This is a genomic window from Bradyrhizobium sp. USDA 4353 (assembly GCF_054063215.1).
Genome location: NZ_JBSSGB010000001.1, coordinates 2573702 through 2596751, shown reverse-complemented (window position 1 = coordinate 2596751; position 23050 = coordinate 2573702). Strand labels below are relative to the sequence as shown.

Below are 23050 nucleotides of genomic sequence, written 5' to 3'. Positions count from 1 at the left end.
GCGAGATATCGGCGCGTCACAGCGCGCCGACATACGCCGTGAGATCGTCGAGCTCGGCCTCGGTCGGCAGCCGCGACTCCATCTTCTTGGCGTAGAACTCCCACATCAGCTTGACCGCGTCGCGCAGCGAGGCCGTGCGGCCGTCGTGGAAATACGGCGCGGTCGACGCCACCGCGTGCAGGGTCGGCACCTTGAACTTGCCGCCGGTGCCGATGTCGTCCTTGCTCTTCTTGTCGAAGCTCGGCAGCTGGTGGCAGGTGCCGCAGCCACCGTCGCCGACATAGAGATCGAAGCCGCGCTTCACCGCCGGGCTCGCATCGTCGCGCGGCGTGCCGTCCTCCTTGACCTGCCAGTTCGCCGGATAGTTCAAGGTCCGGACATAGGCCACCAGCGCCGCCAAGGTGTCCTTCGACGGCTCCGGCCCCTTCATGCGGTTGACGATGATGCCGCGGATGCTGTCCTCCAGCGTCGCGGCCTGGCCCTGCCAACCGAACACCGAGCGCTCGCCGACGCCCCATAGTGTCGGCGTATTGCGGCCGTTGGGATCGCCGTCGGCGACCACGTCGAGGCCGACATAGGTCTTGTTGTTGGTATGCCCGGTCGAGAAATGGCAGGTCGCGCAGGACGCCTTGCTGCCGCCGGACAGGCTCGCATCGTTGAACAGCGCGAGGCCCTTGGCCGCAAGCTCGGCCTCGGACGACTGCGCGGGAGAGGTGACGGCCGCCCCGACCGTCACCGGCTGCGCGACCGGCGTCTCCGGCGCCGCAGCAGCAGCGGGCGGAGCCTTGTCGTTGGATTTGGGCTTGCGCGGCGCCGCGGCCGCATGCCGGGTCCTCGCCGTTTGCGCCGGTATCGGTGCCGCCGCGGCGTGCACCTGTTTCGGCCTCCACGCCGCCGCCAGCATCTGCAGCAGCGACGGCTTGGTCTCGACCGCACGCATGTAGGGCGCCGTCGACATGTCGGCCGCGAGGGCGGGTAGCGCGAGCAGGCTCAGACAAACAACCGCAGATTTGAGCCCAGTGAACGCCATCACCCGTCTCCCCACACCCCGTAGATGCAAGTCGTTATCGATAGCCTTTACGTCTGAAGTGGGACTGAGCGGGGGCAATGAGTCGGCGCAAGCAGAGCGCGAGTGCTGCGCAGGTGTGTCGCGATTGCGGATGGCGGACAGCGATTGGGTGACCGCCGTCACGGTGGTCCTCGGCGCGAGCTCCTACACAGCAGCCGATCACCGCCGCCAGGTCCGATGCGGATCGCGACGGAGACCTCATCACACGCCGGCCATCGGCCACACCTCATACCAACATCCAAGGAGATCACCATGTCGCGCTCCACCCTCACCACCCTCGGCTTCGCTCTGTCCATGATCATCTCCGGCCTCGGCGCGGTGTCGCAGGCCCAGGCCGGCGGCGCCTACGGCCCCGACACCTGCAAGGTCGGCTATGTCTGGCGCGAGGCCTATCCCGGCGACCACACCTGCGTGACGCCGGACCAGCGCGCCCGCGCCGCGCTCGACAACCGCCAGGCCGGCAACCGCATCAGCGCCACCGACCGCACCTATGGCTCCAAGACCTGCCGCCAGGGCTACGTCTGGCGCGAAGCGTTCGACGGCGACACCACCTGCGTCACCCCCGAGCAGCGCGCCCGCGTGAAGTATGACAACGCCCGCGCGAATGGGCGTTATCAGTAAGGACGTTGAGGGCGACGGCGGTGGCGGACGACAAACTGTCGTCCGCCACTCGCATGTCTGCCTCCTTCGAACACGTGCATGCCAACCCTTGCACAACCACGTCCTCGCGGTGACAATCAAAGCCGGGATGCTGGGGGAGCAAGACCGATGGCTGCGAGACTGTTTCGAACAATGTTGATCGTCGCGATGACGACGGTCATTGCCGGCCCATCAAGGGCCCAGCCGTCGACCACGCCACCGGCGCCGATCGCCGAGTTCGGCGCGCTGCCCGACGCGATGATCTTCTACGTCGCGCATGGTCCGCGCGACGCCTGCGGCCCCGGCTGCGCCGACTGGATCGCCGCCGAAGGCACGATCCGGTTCGATACGTTCAAGCGCCTGATCGCAATCCTCGACCGTCAGTCCGGCCGCAAGCTTCCCGTGATCATCCAGTCCCGCGGAGACGCCGATCTCAACAGCGCCGTCAGCATGGGCCGTATCCTGCGCGATCGCGGCATCGATGCCGGCGTCGGCCGCACCCAGGTGGACGCCTGCCGCGACAAGTCGCAGACCGACTGTCTGGCGCTGAAGCGCGCGGGCGGTCCCTTCGATGCGACGCTCGATACCTCGCGCGTGCTGTGCGAGACGTCCTGCTTTCTGATGCTGGCCGGCGGCGTCCACCGCAGCCTGCCGCCGGACGCGAGTGTCGAGCTCGTCGGCATGGAGATCCGCAACCGGCTCGCCCCCAACGTCTCCGCCGAGCACCGCGCCGGCCTCACCACCTATTACAGCGGGCAGGCCCGACTCTATCTGCGCGAGATGGGCATCGACCCCGGCATCCTGGACATCGTCGACCGCAACTGGGCCGACCGCAAACGCCCGACCGACGTGCCGCCCTCGGCCTGGCTGAAGTTTGGCTTGGTGACATCGGGGGCGCTGTAGCTGTGGAGATCCGGCCAGATCGGAGATGAGATGACTGCGCCGATCTCAGACCCGCTTCGTCAACGCGTTCTGCGTTTCGTCGCCCAGCAGACAGGAGCGCAGGTCGAACTGTTCGAACAGACCGACATCGCCCTCGGCGTCGATGGCTACGACGCAGAGGAATTCATGATAGCGTTTCAGCGCGCCTTCGAAGTCGACCTGTCCGGCTTCAAGTTCGACCGTCATTTCGGCCCGGAGGGCTTTTCGTTGATCGGCCTCATCCTGACCGCTCTTCGCTTTCGTCATCCGCCGCAGCCATTGACGGCGGGAACGCTCATCGACGCCGCCAGGCAGAAGCGCTGGCCGAGCGGGACAACGGCGCCGTATTGCGACATCACGTAGGGTGGGCAAAGCGAGGCCGAAGGCGGCGCGTGCCCACCGTTTCACACCGAACAAGCCGGCGTTGGGCACGCCGGTCCCGCGCGATGCGCGGGCTCTGCTTTGCCCGCCCTACGGACTACAAACTAATTGCGCGGCACCGGAGTTCGTTCGTAGAGACCGACGACGCGGCAGTCGATGCCGCAATCGTGCAATGACAGCCTGGCCTCGCCATCGTTCAGAAGGGCCGAGGTCCAGCTGCCCTCGACTTTGAGATCGACCGCAACCTCCATCCGGTCCTGGGCGATGACGAGCACCGCGAGGCAATGCGGATGCGCGCGGTACAGTTCGCGCTTGACCTCGATCCAGCGCCGGTCGGTGCCGGGGACCATCACCTCGTCGGTATCGGAGATCACCTCCGCAAGCAGATAAGCTTTGTCGACGAAACGCTGGCCGGGATCATAATCGGCATCGATGACGCCGACGTCCGGCTCAGGCCTGAAATCACCCGTGCCGAGATCGAGCCCGGGCCGTTGCGCGGCCAGCCCTGCCGGAGCATGGCGCGCGAGCGCGTCATTGAGCAGGCGTTCGAGATTGCTGGCGATCCGGTTATGCGCGATGGTCGGCGGGGTCATCATCATGGCCACACCCCCGACCAGCTCCCAGCGCTCATGATCCCGCCGCCGCGCCTGGAAGCTGCGAAACTCCGAGGCTGACATCCGGCCTGCACGGTCATGAGCGGCAATCTGCATCGACGAGCATCCGATCTTTAGTCAACGCTAACATGCATTCTCAACGGGAGTCACCCAGGGCGGACGACATCGGCATGACGTCCAACTCCATCAAACGGACGATCTGGCCTTCAATATCTCGATCCACATCCCGGACCGCCCCTGAAGGGCATGCTCGATTGGCCAGCCCGGGGCGGTCTCGATCCGGTGTACAAGCGTCCAAGCCAAGCCGAAGCAATCGTCCGGTCCGAACAGGTTGACCAAGGCTTTCGCATCGTTATCGCAGACGGGCCGCTGGATCTCCTCCAACAACGTCTCGATCCTCTCAAGCGTTGCTATATCCGCCGCGGCCGAAGCCGGTAGGGGACCAAGCGCCAGAAGCTCCTTCAGCGCCGCATGCATCGTGCCCGAATCTATTTCGTTGCTCCATACGAATTTGGCATGCTCCGCTGGGCGGCTCAGCCCGACACGCAATCATCCGAGAATCTTCAACCCATGTTTCTGAACGACGGTCAGCAGCTTGAGCGCCATGCCGCTCGGCCGCTTGGCGCCACTCTCCCATTTTTCGACCGTGCTCTCACTCGTATTGAGGTATCGGGCGAACACGGGCTGGCTGACCTTGTTGGCTTCCCGGATCATTTTGATCTGAGCCGGTTTCATCTCGTCCATAGCAGTCAGATGGCGAGCATCGAAATCCCTCATGGTCGCCTTGTCGAGCACACCGACCTTGTGAAGCGCCGTTGCGGACGAATGCAGCGCCTCCGAGAGATCCGACTTGAACCTATTTTTCTTCTTCACGGCAGATCTCCACCAAATCCCCGCCAGCTAACAGCTTTGCACATTGTACATCGTCCGTGGATGCATAGCCCTTCGCGAGCAGCCGGAAATCGTCCAACTCGTCATCATCAATGTTCGCCCTGTCCTTCTTGGCGAAAAGGTACGCGTAGATCCAGTTGCGACCACTTTTTGCCAGGATGATGCTCCGGTACATGTTCTTGTTCAGGCGCTTCTTGAAAACGCCTCCTCCGAGGTCGTCTGCCTGCCCGATCACGACCTCGCGGATGGCCTCGCAAGCTCGGCATCCTTGATGCGCGCCTTGCGCGCTGCCTTCGCAAACCACGCGGTCTTGAAAACGCGCATCGCAGGCGAACCAAGGTAGCACCAGGTGCTACAAAATTCAATAATCGCATTCTTCCGGAAAATGGAATTTGCGAACCGTACCAACCTGATTGGCCCTGTCCAGTCGCAGGCGCAAAATTATTCTTCTTTCACTTTTTCCGAAATCATGTATATTTCTCGCCATCCCGTCCCACACGAGCAACTGTGCTTTTGAGGTAGGCCGGCGAACGGCCGGCCTCAAGGCTGGCGCGAGACGCGCCCCCGCCTTCGGCGGCTGAAGGCCTTGACCCCGTCCGCTCGCCGTCCTGTTGGCTTGGCATGCGCTCGGTCGTGAACCGAGCGCATGTGGCGCTCGATCAGCTCATCGCAACGCGCGGCTGCTTGGGATTCCATTTTTCGCCGCGGGCGATCATCGTGTTGAGGATGATGATCAGCTTGCGCATACAGGCGATGAGGGCAACTTTCGGCTCTTTGCCCTTGGCGATGAGGTGTTCATAGTAGGTCTTGAGCACCGGATTATGCTGCGTCGCTGCTCCGAGGCAGGGAAGGAACAGGCCGTTTCTCACCCAGCGCCGACCTCCCTTGATGTGGCGCTCGCCTCGGCGCTTGCCGCTGTCGTCGTCGTAAGGGGCAACACCGATCAGGGCAGCGGCGATCCTATCACTCACCTTGCCGAGTTCCGGCGCTCCTGCGATGAGGAGCGCGGAGGTCATGACGGCAAGCCCCGGCACACTTTCAATGATCTCGGCGCGCTCGGCAAATTCCGGCGTCGCCTTGACCCTGGCGAAGATCGCAGCCTCGAGCTTCGCAATCTGAGCCGCGAGCGTCTTCAACACCTGGGAATGGGCCTTCTGCGCCAATCCCGGCACAACATGCTCGGTCTGGTTCTGCAAACGGGTTTTCAGATCCATCAGATTCTTGCGCGCTTTCACCAGCCCCGCCAGTTCCTCGCGTGCAGCATCGTAGATCTGGCTCGGTGCCTCGTCGAACGTCTCGGCGAACCAGGCGATCATCTCTGCGTCTATCGTGTCGTTCTTCGCCAGTCGACCCGCCGACAAGGCGAAGCTGCGAACCCGTTTGGGATCAACGATCCGCACCTCTATCCCGGCCTCGCGCAGCGCCTTGGCCCATTCGCGCTCATAGCCGCCGCTGGCCTCCATGACGGCCTTGGTCACCTTGTGCTTGCGAAGCAAGGCCACCAACTGGCGATGCCCAAGCGAACTGCTCGGGAATGTCTGCCGTACTCCGAGTTTCCGAATGCAGCCGTCCACCTTGTCCTTGGCCACATCGATACCAGCGACACCATTTGCGATCTGTGTCATCATCCACTCCCTTCCTTGCCTTGTATGGGCTCGAAGCCCTTGCAACTGTTCGGGTTGAGGAAGATCACCGGAGCTGTCCCTCGCTCTGATACAGGCTCTGCCGCGTTTGGGGCGTTACGGGCTCAGATCCAGCGACGGGCGGTTTTGCGAGAACCGCCCGTTCGCACATTCTGACAGAATTTCTGAACACAAGGGGCGTTTCGCGACCGTCACGGACGTCGGGTGCGGGATGCGGTGGGCGTCTTGGGCTGCGGCGTGAGCGATCATGCTGGCGGACAGTCCCGGGGCGCACGGCCAAGCCGTGGGGTTCTGGCATCCCGACGCTGATGCCACGCCGGCGACGACGCCAAACGCGTTGCGCTCGGCAACGGTGACCATAAAGCCCGGGCACCGGGGAGACCACGGAGCAACCGTAAAGCCATCGCGCAGGGAAGGCCGGATGTCCGGCTCGTACCTGTGGTGACTGCCGCCTGCTTTTTTTCTGCAGGCGGGCCATGGGTGCAGCCTGCACCCGGCCTTCCCTGCGCCTCTCGTTGTTGAGAGGCGGCCAAGAGCAAAGCTCGGACGCAAATATGCGCCGCGAGAATATTTGCGCATGAGCGATGATCGCGATGAGTTACGACCTCCGGGAGCCGGGGCGCGCCATCCAGCCCACAGCCGTCATCGCCCGGCTCCGACCGGGCGATCCAGTATTCAGAGACGCCCGCGAGTTCCCGAGAAGCCGCGGCGTACTGGATCACCCGCTTTCGCGGACGAGGGCCACGTCGTTGATACCAGCAGCCGAGAACAGGTCTCCGATGAGTTCGTCGCGCGCGAGTCTTCCGTGACGACAGACCTCAACCAGCACACGGGCTCACCGGAGGAGCACGCCGGAACGTTGGGTACGGAAAGGCTTCATGCGAGGCAAGGCGCCTGCTGTCACCCTCCCCTGGAGGGGGAGGGTCGGCGCGCGTCGCGGGAGCGAGGCGCGCCGGGGTGGGGTGGAGCCAGGGCGCCGGTGCGTGTGGAGAGATCACCCCACCCCCGCCTCGCCTCTCGCTTCGCTCGGTGCGAGGCGACCGTCCCCCTCCAGGCGAGGGTGGCAGCGCGGCAGAACGAGAGACCAGGCTGCCCTCCGTGCGTTCCACCCCCGACCATCTGCCATACCCCCTCCCCCCTTCCTTGGCCCCCGCTTTGGCGTTAAATGCACTGCACACGCCGCCCGCTGAGGCGGCCATTTCAGCATGCCCAAGACACGCGCAACGTCGCTTTGACCCGAGAGAAACGTCTCATCATGACCCGTATCGACGCCCATGGACTGAAGATCGCCCCGGTTCTGTTCGACTTCATCGCCAAGGAGGCGGCGCCCAAGACGGGAATTGATCCGGACGCGTTCTGGGCCGGGCTGGCCGCGATCCTGAAGGATCTCGCGCCCCGCAATCGCGAGCTGCTCAAATTCCGCGATGCCCTGCAGGACAAGATCGACGCCTGGCACCTCGCCAACAAGGGCAAGGCCTTCGACCTCGGCGCCTACACGGCGTTCCTGAAGGAGATCGGCTACCTCCTGCCGGAGCCCGCGACCCACAAGGTCGAGACCGCCAATGTCGATGAGGAAATCGGCGAGATCTGCGGTCCCCAGCTCGTGGTGCCGCTGACCAACGCGCGCTACGCGCTGAACGCGGCGAACGCCCGCTGGGGCTCGCTGTACGACGCTTTCTACGGCACCGACGCGATCCCGCATGATCCGAGCGAAGGTGGCAAGGGCTACAACAAGGCCAGGGGCGACAAGGTGATCGCCAAGGCCAAGGCCTTCCTCGACGCCGCCGCGCCGCTCGCCACCGGCAGCCACACCGACGTCATCGCCTACAGCGTGATCGCCGGCCAGCTCTCGGCCAAGCTGAAGAGCGGCAACGCCACCGCGCTGAAGAACGCCGACCAGCTCGCCGGCTACCAGGGCTCGGCCGAGGCGCCGTCCGTCATCCTGCTCGCCAATAACGGCCTGCACATCGAGGTCGTGATCGACCGCAGCCATGTCATCGGCAAGGATGATCCGGCCGGCGTGTCCGACATGATCCTGGAGGCCGCGGTCTCGACCATCCTCGACATGGAGGACTCTGTCGCCGCCGTCGATGCCGAGGACAAGGTGCTGGTCTATCGCAACACGCTCGGCCTGATGAATGGCACGCTCTCGGCGGATTTCGAGAAGGGCGGCAAGACGCTCACGCGCGCCCTGAATAGCGACCGCAGCTACACGACGCCGTCAGGCGGCACGCTCACTTTGCACGGCCGCAGCCTGCTGCTGATCCGCAACTGCGGGCACCACATGTTCACCGACGCCGTGCTCGGCGCCGACGGCGAGGAAATTCCCGAAGGCATTCTCGACGCCGCCGTCACCGGCCTGCTCGCGATCCACGACCTCAAGGGCAACTCCAAGGTCAAGAACAGCCGCACCGGCTCGATCTACATCGTCAAGCCGAAGATGCACGGCCCGGATGAGGTCGCGCTGACGGTCGAGCTGTTCGCCCGCGTCGAGAAGCTGCTCGGCCTGCCGGAGAATTCCATGAAGGTCGGCATCATGGACGAGGAGCGCCGCACCACGGTCAACCTCAAGGCCTGCATCCAGCAGGCGTCGAAGCGCATCGTGTTCATCAACACCGGCTTCCTCGACCGCACCGGCGACGAGATCCACACCTCGATGGAAGCGGGGCCGATGATCCGCAAGAACGAGATGAAGGCGCAGCCCTGGATCAAGGCCTACGAGGACTGGAACGTCGACATGGGCCTGATCGACGGCCTTCCCGGCCACGCCCAGATCGGCAAGGGCATGTGGGCGGCGCCGGACAAGATGGCGGACATGCTGGCGCAGAAGATCGGCCACCCGCAGGCGGGCGCCACCACCGCCTGGGTGCCGTCGCCGACCGCAGCCACCCTGCACGCCCTGCACTATCACCAGGTCAACGTGAAGGTCCGCCAGGACGAGCTCGCCAAGGGCGGTCCGCGCGCCAAGCTTGGCGACATCCTCACCATCCCGGTGTCGAACTCGAACTGGGCGCCGGACGACGTCCGCCAGGAGATCGACAACAACTGCCAGGGCATTCTGGGCTACGTCGTTCGCTGGATCGACCAGGGCGTCGGCTGCTCCAAGGTGCCGGACATTCACGACGTCGGCCTGATGGAGGACCGCGCGACCTTGCGGATCTCCAGCCAGCATCTCGCCAACTGGCTGCACCATGGCGTGGTCAGCAAGGATCAGGTGATGGACTCGCTGAAGCGCATGGCTGTCGTGGTCGACAAGCAGAACGCCGGGCGACCCGCTGTATCGGCCGATGGCGCCGTCATTCGACGGCGTCGCCTTCAAGGCCGCCTGCGATCTCGTGTTCGAAGGCCGCACCCAGCCGAACGGCTACACCGAATACATCCTCACCGCGCGGCGGCGCGAGGCCAAAGCGAAGGCCTGACGACGAAAAGCCCCGGCATCCGCCCGGGGCTTTTTTTGATCAGCGGGAGGTAACATAAAACCCGACTACACCACCGCGATGTATTTCAGCAGCGAGATCACGCCGAGGACGATGACGATCACCCGGCAGATCTGCTTGGCCCGGCCGTCGAGCGGCAGCAGGTTGATCAGATAGAGGATCAGGATGACGACGAGGAAGGTGACGAGAGCACTGACGATCATGGCGGGACCCCTCTTGCGATATGTGGAATGCGCTGGCGTTGCGCATCTAACCCGGAGCAGCAGAGTTGGTTCCGGGGACGGAACCTGTTTGCTCCGTAGTTCTACTGATCGAAGGCGCGCTCGATTGTTTACCGTTGGCCCGGAAAATCCTTGAGCTTTCAGAGACTCACGAGATCGCCATGCTGAACCGTCTGACCATTTCCTCGCTGTTGAAAACCGTGATCGTCACGGCCGCGCTCGCCGTCGTCGCGCTCTTTTCATTCAACGCCTGGAGCTCCTGGAACCGGCTGCAGTCCGCGCAACGAATCGCGCGGGTGGCTGAGGTCTCGGGCGTCATGTTCAAGGCGATGAACAGCATGCGCAGCGACCGCTCCACCACGGTCCGTGTTCTGAACGCGGACAAGGCGATGGATGCGGATACCGAGAAGTTCGTCCGCGGAGCGCGTGACATCTACATGCCGGCGCTCAATCGGAGCCTGGATCTTTTGAAGGAGATGGAGTTCGCGCAGGCCCCTGCATCGATTGCCGATCTCGAGCGGCTCAACAAGACCATCACGGCCGAGCATGCCGAGTTCTGGACCGACATCGTCAAGCCGAAAGCGGCGCGCCGGCCCGGCTTGCCGAAAGAATATGGCGAGACGTTCGATGCGCTGCTGGCGTTGCTCGACAGGATCTCCGGCAATATCGCCGCCAGCGTCAATCACCAGAGCGCGACCGTCGATCAGTTGCTGATGATCAAGCAGATGGCCTGGCTGATGCGCAACACCGCAGGCGAAGCCTCGCTGATCATCAGCAACGGCTTGACGGCGGGCAAGGTATCGCCGGAAGCCGTGCTGGCCTACAACAAGCTGGTGGGAGGCATCGACGCCGCATGGAAGGCCGTGCAGCTCGCCACCTCCGGCATGGACGCGCCGCCGGCATTGTCTGCCGCAATCGCGAGCACGGAGAATGCCTATTTCACGGCCGAATATGCCGGCTTGCGCGAACGGCTGCTGGCGGCGCTGCAGACAAATCAGACGCCCGAGATGACTCCCTATCAGTGGAGCCCGTTCTCGGTGAACAAGATGACGAGCGCGGTCGTGCTGGCCGAGGCGGCCCTCGATGCCGCCAAGGAGCATTCCAGCAATCAGCAGCGCACCGCCATGGAGGCGCTGGTCCTTCAGCTCGTGCTGCTGCTTGCCGCCGTCGTCCTCAGCGGCGCGGCGATGGCCGCGGTGAACGGCCGGGTGATCCGGCCGCTGAACCGGATGCGTGACGCGATGCTCGCGGTCGCTGGCGGGGACCTGAGCGTCGACACCGGTTACACCCAGCGCGAGGACGAGATCGGGGCGCTCGCCAACGCGCTCGCGACATTCAAGCAGCAGGCGCAGGACAAGCTCGCCATCGAGGCCCAGGAGCGCGAGCGCAACGCCGCCACCGCGGCGCGACAGCGCGCGATCGAATCCTATGTCGCGGAGTTCGAGGGGCTGGTGCGCGACTCGCTGGAGCAGCTCGGCCGCGCCTCCACCGACATGCAGGCGACGTCGGCTGGCCTGACCAACGTCTCGCGGCAGACGAATTCCCGGGCCGAGGTTGCGTCGAAGGCCTCCAACGATGCCTCGATGAGCGTGCAGACCGTCGCCTCGGCCGCGGAGGAGCTGAACGCCTCGATCGCCGACATCTCCAAGCAGGCCTCGCACGCCGCCGGCATTGCCAGCCGCGCCGTCGAGCAGGCGCGCATGACCGACGGCACTGTTCAGGGGCTGTCGCAGTCGGCCAACCGCATCGGCGAGGTCGTCGGCCTGATCAACAGCATCGCGTCGCAGACCAACCTGCTGGCGCTGAATGCGACGATCGAGGCGGCCCGCGCCGGCGAGGCCGGCAAGGGCTTTGCCGTCGTCGCCTCCGAGGTGAAGACCTTGGCGAGCCAGACGGCGAAGGCAACCGACGAGATCTCGGAGCAGATCGCCGACATCCAGCGCGTCGCCAATGACGCGATCGATGCGATCCAGCGCATCGGCGGCATCATCGGCGAGGTCAATGAGGTCGCCACCGCGATCGCCGCCGCCGTGCAGGAGCAGGGCGCGGCCACGCAGGAGATTTCACGCAGCACGCAGTTTGCGGCCGACGGCACCAAGAACGTCTCCGACAACATCACCGGCGTGAAGTCGGACGCCGATGCCGCGGCGGCCGCAGCCGAGAATGTGCGCAACGCCTCGGAGACGCTGGAGCACCAGAGCAGGAGCCTCGGCCATCAGGTCACGGACTTCCTCGGCAAGATCCGCGCGGCCTGAGGCGGCTGGAGATCACTCGGATTTAACTTCTTACCAACTACTTCTAGGGAAGACCCGATCGATTCGAGAGACCCATGCTTAGCCGCTTCACCGTAGCCGCGCTGCTCAAGACCGTCATCACGATCGCTGCGCTGATCATCATCGGCAGCTTTGGCTGGAATTCGTGGGACTCCTGGCGGCGGCTGCAGGTCACCGGTCACATCGTCAAGGTCACTGACGCCTCCGCGTTCTTGTTCACCGCGATGACCAGCCTGCGCAGCGACCGGTCGACGACGCCCCGCGTGATCAACGCCGAGCAGCCGATGGAGCCGGCCGCCGAGAAATACCTGCGCACCTTGCGGGAGACCGAGATGCCGGCCTTGGCGCGCGCCCGCGAGCTGCTGCCGAGCATCGACTTCGCGCAGAGCCAGTCGCTCGTGCCGGAGCTCGAGCGCCTGGAGAAGACCCTCCTGGCCTACCAGACCGAGTTCTGGACCGAGATCGCCAAGCCGAAATCCCAGCGCCGCCTGGCGCTCGCCGACAATTATGTGCAGACGGTCAGCGCGCTGCTGACGACGCTCGACAAGATCAGCACGGCGCTGGTCACGAGCGTCAATCATCAGGACGCCGCCATCGACCAGCTGCTCTCGATCAAGCAGTATGCCTGGCTGCTGCGCAGCGTCGCCGGCGAGGCCTCGACGGTGGTCGGCAATGCGATCAATTCCGGAAGCATCTCGCCGGAGAACCAGGTCACCTATGCGAAGCTGATGGGTGGGGCCGAGGCGAGCTGGACGGCGCTGCAGCTCTCCACCGCGGGCATGGAGCTGCCGCCCGCGATCTCGACGGCTCTCAAGGCGGCACAAACCGCATATTTCGACCAACAATATGTCGGGCTCGCGGACCGGCTCGTTGCGGCGGTCGCCAAGGGCGAGAAGCCGGAGATCACCACCACGCAATGGAGCCCGTTGGCCGTCGGCCGCATGGCCACCGCGATCACGGTTGCGGAGGCGGCGCTCGATGCAGCCAAGCAGCAGGCCAGCACGCAGAACGCGGCGGCTCTTCGCTCGCTGCTGCTGCAATCCTCGCTGCTCATTCTGGCCACGATCGCCACGATCGGCGCCATCATGGCGATCAGCCGCCACGTGATCGTCCCGCTCCACATTATGCGCGACGCCATGCTGAAGGTCGCCTCCGGCGATCTCGCCGTCAGCACCGGCTATGCGCAGCGCCAGGACGAGATCGGGGCGCTCGCCAACGCACTTGAGACATTCAAGCAGCAGGCCCGGGACAAGCTCGCGATCGAGGCCCAGGAGCGCGAGCGCAACGCTGCCACCGCAACGCGGCAGCGCGCGATCGAATCCTATGTCGCGGAGTTCGAAGGGCTGGTGCGCGACTCGCTCGACCAGCTCGGGCGCGCCTCGACTGACATGCAAGCCACGTCGGCGGGCCTGACCAACGTGTCGCGCCAGACAAATTCCCGCGCCGAAGTCGCATCCAAGGCCTCGAATGACGCCTCGATGAGCGTGCAGACGGTCGCCTCCGCCGCGGAGGAGCTCAACGCCTCGATCGCCGACATCTCCAAGCAGGCCTCGCACGCCGCCGGCATTGCCAGTCGCGCCGTCGAGCAGGCGCGCATGACCGACGGCACCGTGCAGGGCCTGTCGCAATCGGCCAATCGCATCGGCGAGGTCGTCGGCCTGATCAACAGCATCGCCTCGCAGACCAACCTGCTGGCGCTGAATGCGACGATCGAGGCGGCCCGCGCAGGCGAGGCCGGCAAGGGCTTTGCCGTCGTCGCCTCCGAAGTGAAGACCTTGGCGAGCCAGACGGCGAAAGCGACCGACGAGATTTCGGAGCAGATCGCCGACATCCAGCGCGTCGCCAATGATGCGATCGACGCGATCCAGCGCATCGGCGGCATCATCGGCGAGGTCAACGAGGTCGCCACCGCGATCGCTGCCGCCGTGCAGGAGCAAGGCGCGGCCACGCAGGAGATTTCACGCAGCACGCAGTTTGCGGCCGACGGCACCAAGAACGTCTCGGACAACATCACCGGCGTGAAGTCGGACGCCGACGCCGCAGCAGCGGCGGCGGAGAATGTGCGCAACGCCTCGGAGACGCTGGAGCACCAGAGCAGGAGCCTCGGCCATCAGGTCACGGACTTCCTCAGCAAGATCCGCGCGGCTTGAGCGCTGCGCGGCATCACTCCGACGCCAACACCGGCGCGCGCTCGTATTTCGCACGCAGCGCTGCCGGAGCCGGCGAGAAGTTGAGCTCGGCGCGCTTGCCGGAGCCGGTGCGGTTGGCGACCTTGAGGCCGTCATCGCTGGCCACGACATCGCCCTTGCGCAAGGTCGGGTCGTTGTCGATCGACACCTTGGCGAGACCGAAATGGTCCTTGCCATTGCAGGTGCAGTTGTCGACGATCTCGGTGCGATATTTGAACGCGTTGGGCAGCGCCGAGTACGCCTTGCCGCCGTCGGTCTCGGCATTGTCGATCGAGCTGCCATAGACGACCTCGGTCTTGGACGCCGGGCAGAAGCTGTTGCACGCCGCTTCCTTGCTCTGGTCGCCGGTGGCGCCAAGCGGGAAGTAGCGCCCGTCGCAGGTGCGGACGCACCAGGCGACGCTGCTGCTGCCGCCGCCGCGATAGGTGACGTCGCCGCGCGGAGCAGAGCGGGGCGCGGGGGCCTCGTCGGCGAACGGCATGCGGATGTAGGGCTGCTGCCGCTGTGGCGCATTGAAGCCGCCGAACAGCGCGGAGAAGAAGTCCTGCGCACCTGCGGCAGTCGGGCCCGCCATCGCGCCGGCAGCGGTCGCCATCGCGATCGCAACGAGGATCCGTCGGCTGGTCATCATCTCGGCCCTCGATCAGTTGACGGCAGCGACGGGCAGCGACATCGCCTGCCGCCCGGACGGCAGCGAGGTGACGCGCGGCGCTCGCTCCGGGCTGGTGCGGGCCTGCAGCGACCCGCCCTTCGGCAGCACCACGACCTTGGTGCCGACCTGCACACGGCTGAACAGGTCGGAGACGTCCTCATTGGTCAGGCGGATGCAGCCCGACGACACGAACTTGCCGATCGTGCTGGGATCGTTGGTGCCGTGAATGCGGTACTCGCTGGAGCCGAGATACATCGCGCGCGCGCCGAGCGGGTTGCCGGGGCCGCCGGCCATGAAACGCGGCAAATAGGGCTGGCGCGCGATCATCTGCGCCGGCGGATGCCAGTCCGGCCACTCGGCCTTGCGGCTCACCGTCTGCACGCCGGCCCAGGTGAAGCCTTCGCGGCCGACGCCGACGCCATAGCGCAGCGCACGGCCACCGCCGAGCACGTAGTAAAGATAGGTATGGCCGGTATCGATGATGATCGTGCCCGGCGCCTCGCGGGTGTCGAGATTGACGATGGTGCGGCGCAGCCGATCCGGCAGCTGCCTGTCTTCGTCCTGCGCAACGGCCGGTGCGGTCGCCTCATCATCCGGCGGAAACACCTGCTGCTCGAGTGGTGCATATCCCAGGCTTTGCGCGTGCGCCGAGCCGATGCCCGGAGCCAGCACGAGCGCGGCGGCGACGGCCATCATCGATGCAGTCCGCTGCAACAGACCGTTCTGAGCGGAGACGAGCTTTGTCATGAGATCCCCCTGTCTGACGAGCATCGCGGCGCGATGCGTAGATGCGTAGTTGGCCCTTCAAACGCGAGAGAGGTCGCCGCGGTTCCGGCTTCGATGTGGCCGCCTTGCGTCAGTCAAGCGCGTCCGCGCTCACGTTCGTGCGACGGAACCGAGATCGTGCTGGGACGTTGGACGCGCGCAGGAAAACGTCACGAACGCGGGGAGACGCGCGTCAATTCGTTCGGGGGAAATCATGGTGCGTGTACTTCCCACCGAGCGGCTTCTCGAGAGCGGCCACGACGGCTCTGCCCTCGGCGAGAGTCACAACGAACAACCTCCCATCATCAAGCGCGCCGAGGTGGTTGCGATCGCGCTGGTCATTCTCGCCGCCATCTGCGTGACCGGCGTGCTCTATGTCGCGAGAGGCTTCTTCCTTCCCATCGTGATGGCGTTCGTCGTCGGCACCATGCTGTCACCGGCGGCCAATTTCCTGGAGCGCTATCGGGTGCCGCGCGGCGTCGGCGCGGTCCTGATCGTGATCGCGGTGGCGGCAGGACTCGCCTTCATCATCGGGCTGATCTCGGCCCCGGTGCTCGACTGGACCAATCGGCTTCCGGAGCTCGCGACCCAGCTCAAGGCCAAGCTGCACGTGTTCGACCGGCCGCTCGCGCTCTGGCACGACATGCAGACGGCGATCGGCGGCGGCAGCGTGTCCAGTTCGGCCTCCTTCGCGCTTCCGAAGTTAGATTGGGTGCAGCCGACGCTCGAATTTCTTACCCCGACCTTCACCGAATTCATGCTGTTCTTCGCAACCCTGGTCCTGTTCATCGCGAGCTGGCGCGACCTGCGACGCGCGCTGATCATGACTTTCGGCGATCATGAGGCGCGGCTGCGGACGCTGCGCATCCTGAACGAGCTCGAGCTGCATCTCGGCAACTACCTGCTGACCGTCACGCTGATCAACACCGGCGTCGGCATCGCAACCGGCCTCACCTGCGCGCTCACGGGCATGCCGAACCCTGCGGGCCTCGGCGCGCTCGCCGCGACGCTCAACTTCATCCCGATCATCGGACCGATCGCGATGTTCGTCGTGCTGCTTCTGGTCGGCGCGATCGCGTTTCCGACCTTGAGCGGCGGCATGGCTGCACCCGCCATCTTCGCGGTGATCACCTTCATGGAAGGCCACTTCGTCACGCCGCTGATCATCGGCAGACGGCTCGCGCTGAACGCGCTGGCCGTGTTCATCGCGCTGGCGTTCTGGACGTGGCTGTGGGGTCCCATGGGCGCTTTCCTCGCCTCGCCGCTGCTGATCGTCGGCCTGATCTTGAAGGAGCATCTGCTGCCGGACACTTCGCCGCAACTGCCGGCGGACTAATTCGGTTTCATTCAAGGAACTTCCCTCGGCGCCTCGCGTTTGTCGAGCAGACGCACATCACCTTGCTCCGGGAGCCCTGCCAATGCCGCCGACCGATGGTGAGGCCGCGATGAGAGATCTCGCCGACAAAGCCAACTATGAACGCCTGCAGAAGGATGTCCACGCCGTGAAGAACGATATCGCAGCTCTCACCGAACAGATCACCGACGCGCTCAACGCCTTCGCCGGTCAGGCCAGCAAGCAGGCGCGTAGCGGTTATCGCCAGGCCCGCGACAACATGGATCAGACCTTCGACGACATGTCGGAGCGCGGCGGCGCGATGCTGGGCGCGGCTCAGGACGCGGCCCATTCGATGGAGGAGCGCCTGGAGGACGTGATCGCGCAGCGCCCGCTAGCGACCGTCGGCCTTGCGCTCGGCCTTGGCTTCCTGATCGGCGTCGCCTGGAAGCGCTAGGCCCGCCGCGCGCATTTGAGGCCATGATTGATCGGCGCCATGTCGGCGCCGATTGAGCTTGTCGGATTGCGGTTGACGACTATCAGAGAGATCAAAGATGCTTCAGCGCATGATTGCGGAATTCCAGGAATCGACCGGTCATACCGTCCGATTGACGAGCCTGGCATTGGCCGCGGCCGTCGGATTGTTCGTCACCACCTGCTTCCTGTGTGCCGCGGCCTTCGTCGCGGTTTTTCAGCGTTACGGCCTCGTCGCCGCTTGTCTCACGGGCGCAGCGATCTTCTTCGTCGCCACGCTGCTTGCGGCGGCCAGCTATATGGCACGTAAGCGGGCAGTTGCGAGCCGTGCGGCACGAGCGGCAGAGGCCACTCGCTCCGCCACTCAGTCTCTCCTTGCAGATCCGATGCTGTTGGCAAGCGGCCTTCAGGTCGCCCGAATGATCGGCGTCAAACGGCTGGTGCCGATTCTCGCCATTGGAGGACTGGCACTCGGCCTGCTCGCCCGCGGGCAGATGACGAGCAACGCCGAAGCGGCTGAGTAGTCGGGCACGTGTCGCTGTGAGAAATTGAACCTGTCTCGCAGCCTGCAGCGAGACCTATCAGGTCACGCAGCGGCCAGGCTGGAGGCGCTTGGCGATCTCGGTCAGGACGGACACGGAGGGCTCGCACGCGATCGGCTTCACCGCGCGACGCTCATTCTCCGTGCTGATGATCTGGGAGCCTTGCGGCGCCGTCGCCTGCCCCGCATTCGAGGCCGGGGCTTGCACCGGAAGCCTCATCAGGAAGGTGGTGTCGGCAAAGGCGCCAAGCTTGATCGAGACGGTGCGCGTTTCCGTGGCTGCGGAGACCAGCGGCGCCCGATCGGATTTGGCCTCGCGGTTGACATTGCCTGCCGTCGCGACGAGCTGCTCCGACGCGGATGCCTGCGTCTGAAAGCTCGATGCAAGATCGTGCCCTGAGGCAAGCTGCATCGCACCCACCAGCATCACGGACGCTGCGAGCGAGCCCAACACCACCACTTTTCCGGTCTGCGACATGTCTCTGCTCCCCTCGCCCGCGGGCGATCGGCATCTCAACGTAAGTCGCAGGAAGTGGGTTCTGGGACGGGCAAATCACTTAACCGTGTCTTAAGACAGCGACGCTCGCGAAAAAAATCTTGGCTTGGTGGGAACGACTTTTTGGCTCGCGCGTCATCTCGGCAGCCGGTTATTCCCCCTGCCCCATTGACCGGCGACGCGGGGCACCGCCGTGGTGATGCCGGCGGTGCCCCGCATCCTTTTCTGGCCGCCCCATACGGGCAGCTGTTCCCCCTCGATCGTTCCAGCGATATATCTCCTCCTGTGCGGCCCCAACGATGGCAGCGCGGTGAGGATGGAATGCGGATGGCGAGCCTGAAGGGCGCCTTGAGGGGTATCGGACTGTCGTTGATCCTCGTGACGCTGATTTCGCCCCTTGCCCTGGCTGGCAGCGCCAAGGACGATTGGATCAAGAGCCTCGTCGTCCGGCTGAAGCTGAACCGCCGCTACCCACCCCAGGCCACCGATGAGGGCGGAACTGCGAAGGTCGTCTTCCGGATCGACCGCAGCGGACATCTGCTCTCCTCTGCTCTCAGCGAGAGCACCGGCGACCCGGCGCTGGACCAGGAGGCGCTGGCCCTCATCGAACGTGCTCAGCCCTTCGCGCCACCGCCTCCAGAGCTGTCGGATGGCGATTTGACGTTCATGGTGCCGATCGTGTTTACCCCTCGGCACACATCGGGCATCCAGCTCGACGAGATGACCCTGAACGAAACCGTGCTGAAGGCCCGGCTGAACGGCATCTGCCGCGGCTGCTGAGCGGCATAGGCGCAAAAAAATCGGCGCGCCCATCGAGAGCGCGCCGATCAATCTGCGTCAATCAGAAACGTCTCAGGCCGCGGGCTTCGGCATGCGGTTGCGCGAATTGCGCTGGAAGAACAGGGCTTGGCTCGCTACCGCTGACACCATCGCGGGCTGGAACGGCTTGGAGATCAGGAACGCCGGCTCCGGCCGCTCACCGGTCAGGAAGCGCTCCGGATAGGCAGTGATGAAGACCACCGGCACCTCGAAGGTGCGCAACAGCTCGTTGACTGCGTCCAGCCCGGACGAGCCGTCCGCGAGCTGAATGTCGGCCAGGATCAGGCCGGGCTTCTTGTTCTTGGCAAGAGCAACCGCGTCGGCATGCGTGCGGGCGACGCCGATGACGTTGTGGCCGAGGTTCTTGACCAGGCTTTCGAGATCCATCGCGATGAAGGTCTCGTCCTCGATGATCAGCACATCGGTGGCGATCTCCGCGGCGAGCTCGCGGCCTGCGGCGTCCGCCAGCCGGCGGGTCTCCGCCACGTCGATGTCGAGGATGAACCCAACCTCCTCTTCCGGGAAGCCTTCCAGCGACAGCAACAAGAACGCCTGACGCGGTAGCGGAGTGATGTTGGACAGGCGCCGCTCGGGCGGCATCGGCAGCGTTGCCACTTCGGCGTCGTCGTTCAGCGCGACCGAATTCCAAATCTGCGTAAACAGGCGGAACAGGCCGGCGCGGGGACCGTACCGTTCATCCAGCAGCGCCGGATCCTGGATCAGAGCCTCCAGCATGGCGCCGACATAGGCGTCTCCGGAACCCTGGCTACCGGTGAGAGCACGCGCATACCGGCGCAACAGCGGTAAATGTTCAGCAACTAGCTGTGATCGGCTCATCCCCACTCCATTTGGTCATCTGGGCTTCGGCCCGGGTTCCATGATGGGCTGATTACGCCTGAAACGACGAAAAGTTCCCCAATCGCGTGGAACTTTTATCGTGCGGTTGCATTAGTTCCCGATCAGGCCCCCTCGATGGCGAGGATAATTCTTGAAGCTTCAGGGACTTAACTCTCGGGGAAACGTGGAAAAGGTCATGAAAGATGTAAAGTCTCAAGCCAGCAAGAATGCGGCACCGCGCAAGCCCGGCGGACTTAACGCGGAAATCCAATCGAGGATCGGTCATCAACTCCGCGCGATGTACGACGATGTCGTGCGTCAGGGCGTGCCTGATCGGTTTACCGATTTGATCCGCAAGCTTGATGCGCCGACAGCTCAGTCCCACGTGGAGAATGGCGGGGGATCCAACGACCAAAATGACGGGAGGGAGTGAATGCCTCTCACTGATTCCTTGCGGGACGATATCCTCGCGGCCGTCCCGAGCCTCCGCGCATTTGCGATTTCCTTGAGTGGTAACAGCGATCGCGCCGACGATTTGGTGCAGGAGACGCTGCTCCGGGCATTGGCGAATATCGACTCGTTTCAACCGGGCTCCAATCTGCCGGCGTGGTTGTTCACGATTCTGCGCAACCTGTTCCGCTCCGACTACCGCAAACGCCGGCGCGAAGTTGAAGACGCCGAAGGCAACTACGCCAAGACGCTCAAGACGCATCCCTCCCAAGGGGCGCATCTGGAGTTCGAGGAGTTCCGCGCCGCGCTCGAGAAGCTGCCTCAGGACCAACGCGAAGCGCTGATCCTGGTCGGCGCATCCGGCTTCTCCTACGAGGACGCGGCCGCGATCTGCGGCTGCGCGGTGGGCACCATCAAGAGCCGCGTCAACCGCGCGCGCTCGAAGCTGGCAGCCCTGCTCTACGTCGAAGGGGCCGAGGATTTCGGTCCCGATGAGACGGTTCGGGCCGTGATCGGCGGCAGCGGCGGCTAAGGCCGCCCACGCATCCAAGCAAACGAAGAGGCGGCCCCGTTCCGGGAGCCGCCTCTTTGCATTGCTCATTCGACTACGCGCCAGCACGTCGCTGACGCATCGGACAACTATTTGGGCGGGCGGACCGGCGCGGAGAACTGCTCGGTACGGTCGCGCTCGGTCATGTCGATGACGGTCTCCATCGGCGCCGTCAGCTCATACACGTAGCTACCGTCGGTGAAAAAGCGCTTGGACGTGCCGCCCAGCGCCTCCGGCGCGACGCGGTCGAGCAGGATCAGGCCGAAATCGCTGTCGGGACGCCGCGTGGCTTCGCTGGTGTTGCGCTCCTCCCAGCGGAAGTTGAACACGGCGTGCGGCTCCTCGCCCGTGACCTCCCACTTCGCCGTGATGTGCGGGTGCTTGCCGACCAACGAGAGACCCTCGTCGGAATGCGACGCCAGCTCGAAGAACAGCAGCGACAGACTCTGCGCCGCGCGCGCGCTCACGGTGATATCGGGGCCGCTGACTGCGATGCGCTCGGCATGCGGAATGGCCCGGGCTTCGAACAGGCCGCGCAGCTGGACGCCCTGCCACTGGCTCTCGCTCAGCAGCGTGACGACATTCGACATCGCATGAATGCGGCCGATCAGCAGCTCGCGCGCGACATCGATGTCGCTGCCATGCCGGAGCGTGCGGGTCACGATCGACTGGATCACCGCCAGGATGTTCTTGACCCTGTGGTTCAACTCATCGATGACCGCCGTCAGGCGGCGCTCGAAGCCGATGCGCACCTGGATCTCGCGGCTGAGCCGCAGATTGTTGTACGCGACATAGCCGAACAGGCCGCAGATGATGCCGGTGAGCGCGAGCCCGATGATGCCGACGATCACCGCCGTCTGTTGCGCGCGCCGGACCGCATTGCTCTTGGCGTAGTAGACCAGCGACCAATCATGGTTGCCGAAGGCGACGGTGCGCGTCGAGGACGGCGACGGATCGTCAGGGCCTCGGGTCCGGCTGGTCACCACGCCCTGGTCGTTCGCGACCAACTCGTCGGAGGCGTTTCGTGGGTCCTTCAGCGCGACTGAAAACAGCGAGAGATCGTCATTGGTCAGCAGCAGCGGGCCGATCTCATAGGAGAAGGTGACGAAGCCTGCCGGCGCCGTCGCGCCCTGCGGGACGACGGGAGCTGCCAGGACGATCCCGATCGGACCGTCCAGCCGCAACAGCGGAGTGGGGTCGGACGCCACCGGCTTGCCCTCCGCCATCGCGGCGCGCCAGCATCGGCCCGACGATGGGCTGGCTGTCGAGCGCCATCCCTGGGAGTCGCGACGTCTCGGCATTGCGTGGCTCGAGATCCATCAGGACGTCGAGCGGCCGATTGATGTTCGGCCCCAGCGGCGTGTCGTCGTAATTGCGGATCGTCGGGTTGGGGAAGCCGGCCTGGCGCAGCTCGGCCTGCGCCACGGGGAGCTCGTCCGGGCGCAGCCGCGCAATCCAGGATGCCACCACGAAGTCGGTCTTGAAGGCATAGATCGACGACCGCAGCGGCTCCAGCATGTTGGCCTTGATCACCGAGGGGGCCCGAAACAGCCCGGAGGCGACCCTGGCCAGCAGCTCGCGCTCGGTCAGCCGGTCCTGGACGAGGCTGGCATGGACATCGATCGCCCGCGCCAGGGCAATCCGGTCGATGGTCAGCTCCTGGTCGTGGACACGATAGGCAGCCAAGCCGGACAGCGCCGTCCCGAGCAGCGCGATCACACCGATGATGACACCCAGCCGGAGCACTCGTTTACTCTAAGGTCAAGGGTTGGCGGAGGAGAAAACGAGGCATCCAATAACCGGGTCTGCAACTCAAGTAACGCGCACCTGCGGGAAGTGATCGAGGCCAGTCGAT

General features: G+C 64.8%; 21 protein-coding genes and 3 pseudogenes. 12 read left to right on the top strand and 12 right to left on the bottom strand.

Features of this window, described 5'->3' with window-relative positions:
* Positions 1-16 precede the first annotated feature (16 nt).
* Positions 17-1030, bottom strand: coding sequence for a cytochrome-c peroxidase (locus tag ACVILH_RS11625; RefSeq protein WP_456713008.1), 1014 nt, complete (start codon positions 1028-1030; stop codon positions 17-19).
* Between the two features lie 291 nt (positions 1031-1321).
* Between ACVILH_RS11625 and ACVILH_RS11620 the strand changes: the two genes are divergently transcribed.
* The 3 genes from ACVILH_RS11620 to ACVILH_RS11610 all read left to right on the top strand — a co-directional run bounded on the left by ACVILH_RS11620 (position 1322) and on the right by ACVILH_RS11610 (position 2992).
* Positions 1322-1690 (top strand): hypothetical protein, encoded by a 369-nt coding sequence (locus ACVILH_RS11620; RefSeq protein WP_456713007.1) that lies wholly within the window; start codon positions 1322-1324, stop codon positions 1688-1690.
* 186 nt (positions 1691-1876) lie between these two features.
* Positions 1877-2611 carry a hypothetical protein gene (locus ACVILH_RS11615; RefSeq protein ID WP_456713006.1) on the top strand — a complete coding sequence of 245 codons (735 nt, stop codon included), beginning with the start codon at positions 1877-1879 and terminating at the stop codon, positions 2609-2611.
* 30 nt (positions 2612-2641) lie between these two features.
* Positions 2642-2992, top strand: a complete 351-nt coding sequence (locus ACVILH_RS11610; protein ID WP_456713005.1) for a DUF1493 family protein — start codon at positions 2642-2644, stop codon at positions 2990-2992.
* 122 nt (positions 2993-3114) lie between these two features.
* On the opposite strand, the gene ACVILH_RS11605 is transcribed toward ACVILH_RS11610, so the two are convergent.
* The 5 genes and pseudogenes from ACVILH_RS11605 to ACVILH_RS11585 form a co-directional block, all read right to left on the bottom strand.
* Positions 3115-3720, bottom strand: a complete 606-nt coding sequence (locus ACVILH_RS11605; RefSeq protein ID WP_456713004.1) for a Uma2 family endonuclease — start codon at positions 3718-3720, stop codon at positions 3115-3117.
* A gap of 90 nt (positions 3721-3810) precedes the next feature.
* Entirely contained in the window at positions 3811-4101 is a 291-nt protein-coding gene (locus tag ACVILH_RS11600; RefSeq protein WP_456713003.1) for a hypothetical protein, read from the bottom strand.
* Between the two features lie 72 nt (positions 4102-4173).
* Positions 4174-4497 carry a helix-turn-helix domain-containing protein gene (locus ACVILH_RS11595; RefSeq protein ID WP_456713002.1) on the bottom strand — a complete coding sequence of 108 codons (324 nt, stop codon included), beginning with the start codon at positions 4495-4497 and terminating at the stop codon, positions 4174-4176.
* Positions 4481-4839 (bottom strand): annotated as a pseudogene (locus tag ACVILH_RS11590) (type II toxin-antitoxin system RelE/ParE family toxin). Before ACVILH_RS11590 ends, ACVILH_RS11595 begins: the two are co-directional and overlap by 17 nt.
* Positions 4840-5174: 335 nt before the next feature.
* On the bottom strand, positions 5175-6143 hold the full coding sequence (locus tag ACVILH_RS11585) for an IS110 family RNA-guided transposase (RefSeq protein ID WP_456711844.1): 969 nt from the start codon (positions 6141-6143) through the stop codon (positions 5175-5177).
* Between the two features lie 1270 nt (positions 6144-7413).
* On the opposite strand from ACVILH_RS11585, the pseudogene ACVILH_RS11580 reads away from it, so the two are divergent.
* A pseudogene (locus ACVILH_RS11580) lies at positions 7414-9577 on the top strand (malate synthase G).
* A 65-nt stretch (positions 9578-9642) separates the two neighbouring features.
* Here the strand turns inward: ACVILH_RS11580 and ACVILH_RS11575 are convergent.
* Positions 9643-9798, bottom strand: a complete 156-nt coding sequence (locus ACVILH_RS11575; RefSeq protein ID WP_006612125.1) for a Thivi_2564 family membrane protein — start codon at positions 9796-9798, stop codon at positions 9643-9645.
* A 179-nt stretch (positions 9799-9977) separates the two neighbouring features.
* Between ACVILH_RS11575 and ACVILH_RS11570 the strand changes: the two genes are divergently transcribed.
* Together ACVILH_RS11570 and ACVILH_RS11565 are read left to right on the top strand one after the other, a co-directional pair.
* The gene (locus tag ACVILH_RS11570; protein ID WP_456716952.1) at positions 9978-12071 is read left to right on the top strand and encodes a methyl-accepting chemotaxis protein; all 2094 of its coding nucleotides are present in this window, start codon (positions 9978-9980) and stop codon (positions 12069-12071) included.
* A 74-nt stretch (positions 12072-12145) separates the two neighbouring features.
* Complete coding sequence (locus ACVILH_RS11565) at positions 12146-14239, top strand: methyl-accepting chemotaxis protein (protein WP_456713001.1); 2094 nt, start codon at positions 12146-12148, stop codon at positions 14237-14239.
* Positions 14240-14252: 13 nt separating this feature from the next.
* Here the strand turns inward: ACVILH_RS11565 and ACVILH_RS11560 are convergent, their stop codons facing one another.
* The gene (locus tag ACVILH_RS11560; protein ID WP_456716951.1) at positions 14253-14906 is read right to left on the bottom strand and encodes a DUF2865 domain-containing protein; all 654 of its coding nucleotides are present in this window, start codon (positions 14904-14906) and stop codon (positions 14253-14255) included.
* A gap of 15 nt (positions 14907-14921) precedes the next feature.
* Positions 14922-15677, bottom strand: coding sequence for a L,D-transpeptidase (locus ACVILH_RS11555; protein ID WP_456713000.1), 756 nt, complete (start codon positions 15675-15677; stop codon positions 14922-14924).
* Between the two features lie 235 nt (positions 15678-15912).
* Here ACVILH_RS11555 and ACVILH_RS11550 point away from each other — a divergent pair, with 235 nt between their 5' ends.
* From ACVILH_RS11550 to ACVILH_RS11540, 3 genes are all read left to right on the top strand, one after another.
* Positions 15913-17031: an AI-2E family transporter gene (locus ACVILH_RS11550; protein ID WP_456716950.1), complete on the top strand. Its 1119-nt coding sequence runs from the start codon at positions 15913-15915 to the stop codon at positions 17029-17031.
* Between the two features lie 82 nt (positions 17032-17113).
* Positions 17114-17485 carry a DUF883 family protein gene (locus tag ACVILH_RS11545; protein ID WP_456712999.1) on the top strand — a complete coding sequence of 124 codons (372 nt, stop codon included), beginning with the start codon at positions 17114-17116 and terminating at the stop codon, positions 17483-17485.
* Positions 17486-17582: 97 nt separating this feature from the next.
* A complete protein-coding gene (locus ACVILH_RS11540) occupies positions 17583-18026 on the top strand; it encodes a hypothetical protein (protein WP_456712998.1) in 444 nt (147 codons plus the stop codon).
* 57 nt (positions 18027-18083) lie between these two features.
* Here ACVILH_RS11540 and ACVILH_RS11535 read toward each other — a convergent pair whose 3' ends face one another.
* Positions 18084-18521: a hypothetical protein gene (locus ACVILH_RS11535; RefSeq protein WP_456712997.1), complete on the bottom strand. Its 438-nt coding sequence runs from the start codon at positions 18519-18521 to the stop codon at positions 18084-18086.
* 345 nt (positions 18522-18866) lie between these two features.
* Between ACVILH_RS11535 and ACVILH_RS11530 the strand changes: the two genes are divergently transcribed.
* On the top strand, positions 18867-19319 hold the full coding sequence (locus tag ACVILH_RS11530) for an energy transducer TonB family protein (RefSeq protein ID WP_456712996.1): 453 nt from the start codon (positions 18867-18869) through the stop codon (positions 19317-19319).
* Between the two features lie 72 nt (positions 19320-19391).
* On the opposite strand, the gene ACVILH_RS11525 is transcribed toward ACVILH_RS11530, so the two are convergent.
* Complete coding sequence (locus tag ACVILH_RS11525; RefSeq protein ID WP_456712995.1) at positions 19392-20195, bottom strand: response regulator; 804 nt, start codon at positions 20193-20195, stop codon at positions 19392-19394.
* Between the two features lie 196 nt (positions 20196-20391).
* Here ACVILH_RS11525 and ACVILH_RS11520 point away from each other — a divergent pair, with 196 nt between their 5' ends.
* Positions 20392-20628 carry a NepR family anti-sigma factor gene (locus ACVILH_RS11520; RefSeq protein WP_456712994.1) on the top strand — a complete coding sequence of 79 codons (237 nt, stop codon included), beginning with the start codon at positions 20392-20394 and terminating at the stop codon, positions 20626-20628.
* Positions 20629-21177: a sigma-70 family RNA polymerase sigma factor gene (locus ACVILH_RS11515; RefSeq protein WP_006612137.1), complete on the top strand. Its 549-nt coding sequence runs from the start codon at positions 20629-20631 to the stop codon at positions 21175-21177.
* Between the two features lie 107 nt (positions 21178-21284).
* Here ACVILH_RS11515 and ACVILH_RS11510 read toward each other — a convergent pair.
* A pseudogene (locus ACVILH_RS11510) lies at positions 21285-22941 on the bottom strand (CHASE domain-containing protein).
* Positions 22942-23050: the final 109 nt, after the last annotated feature.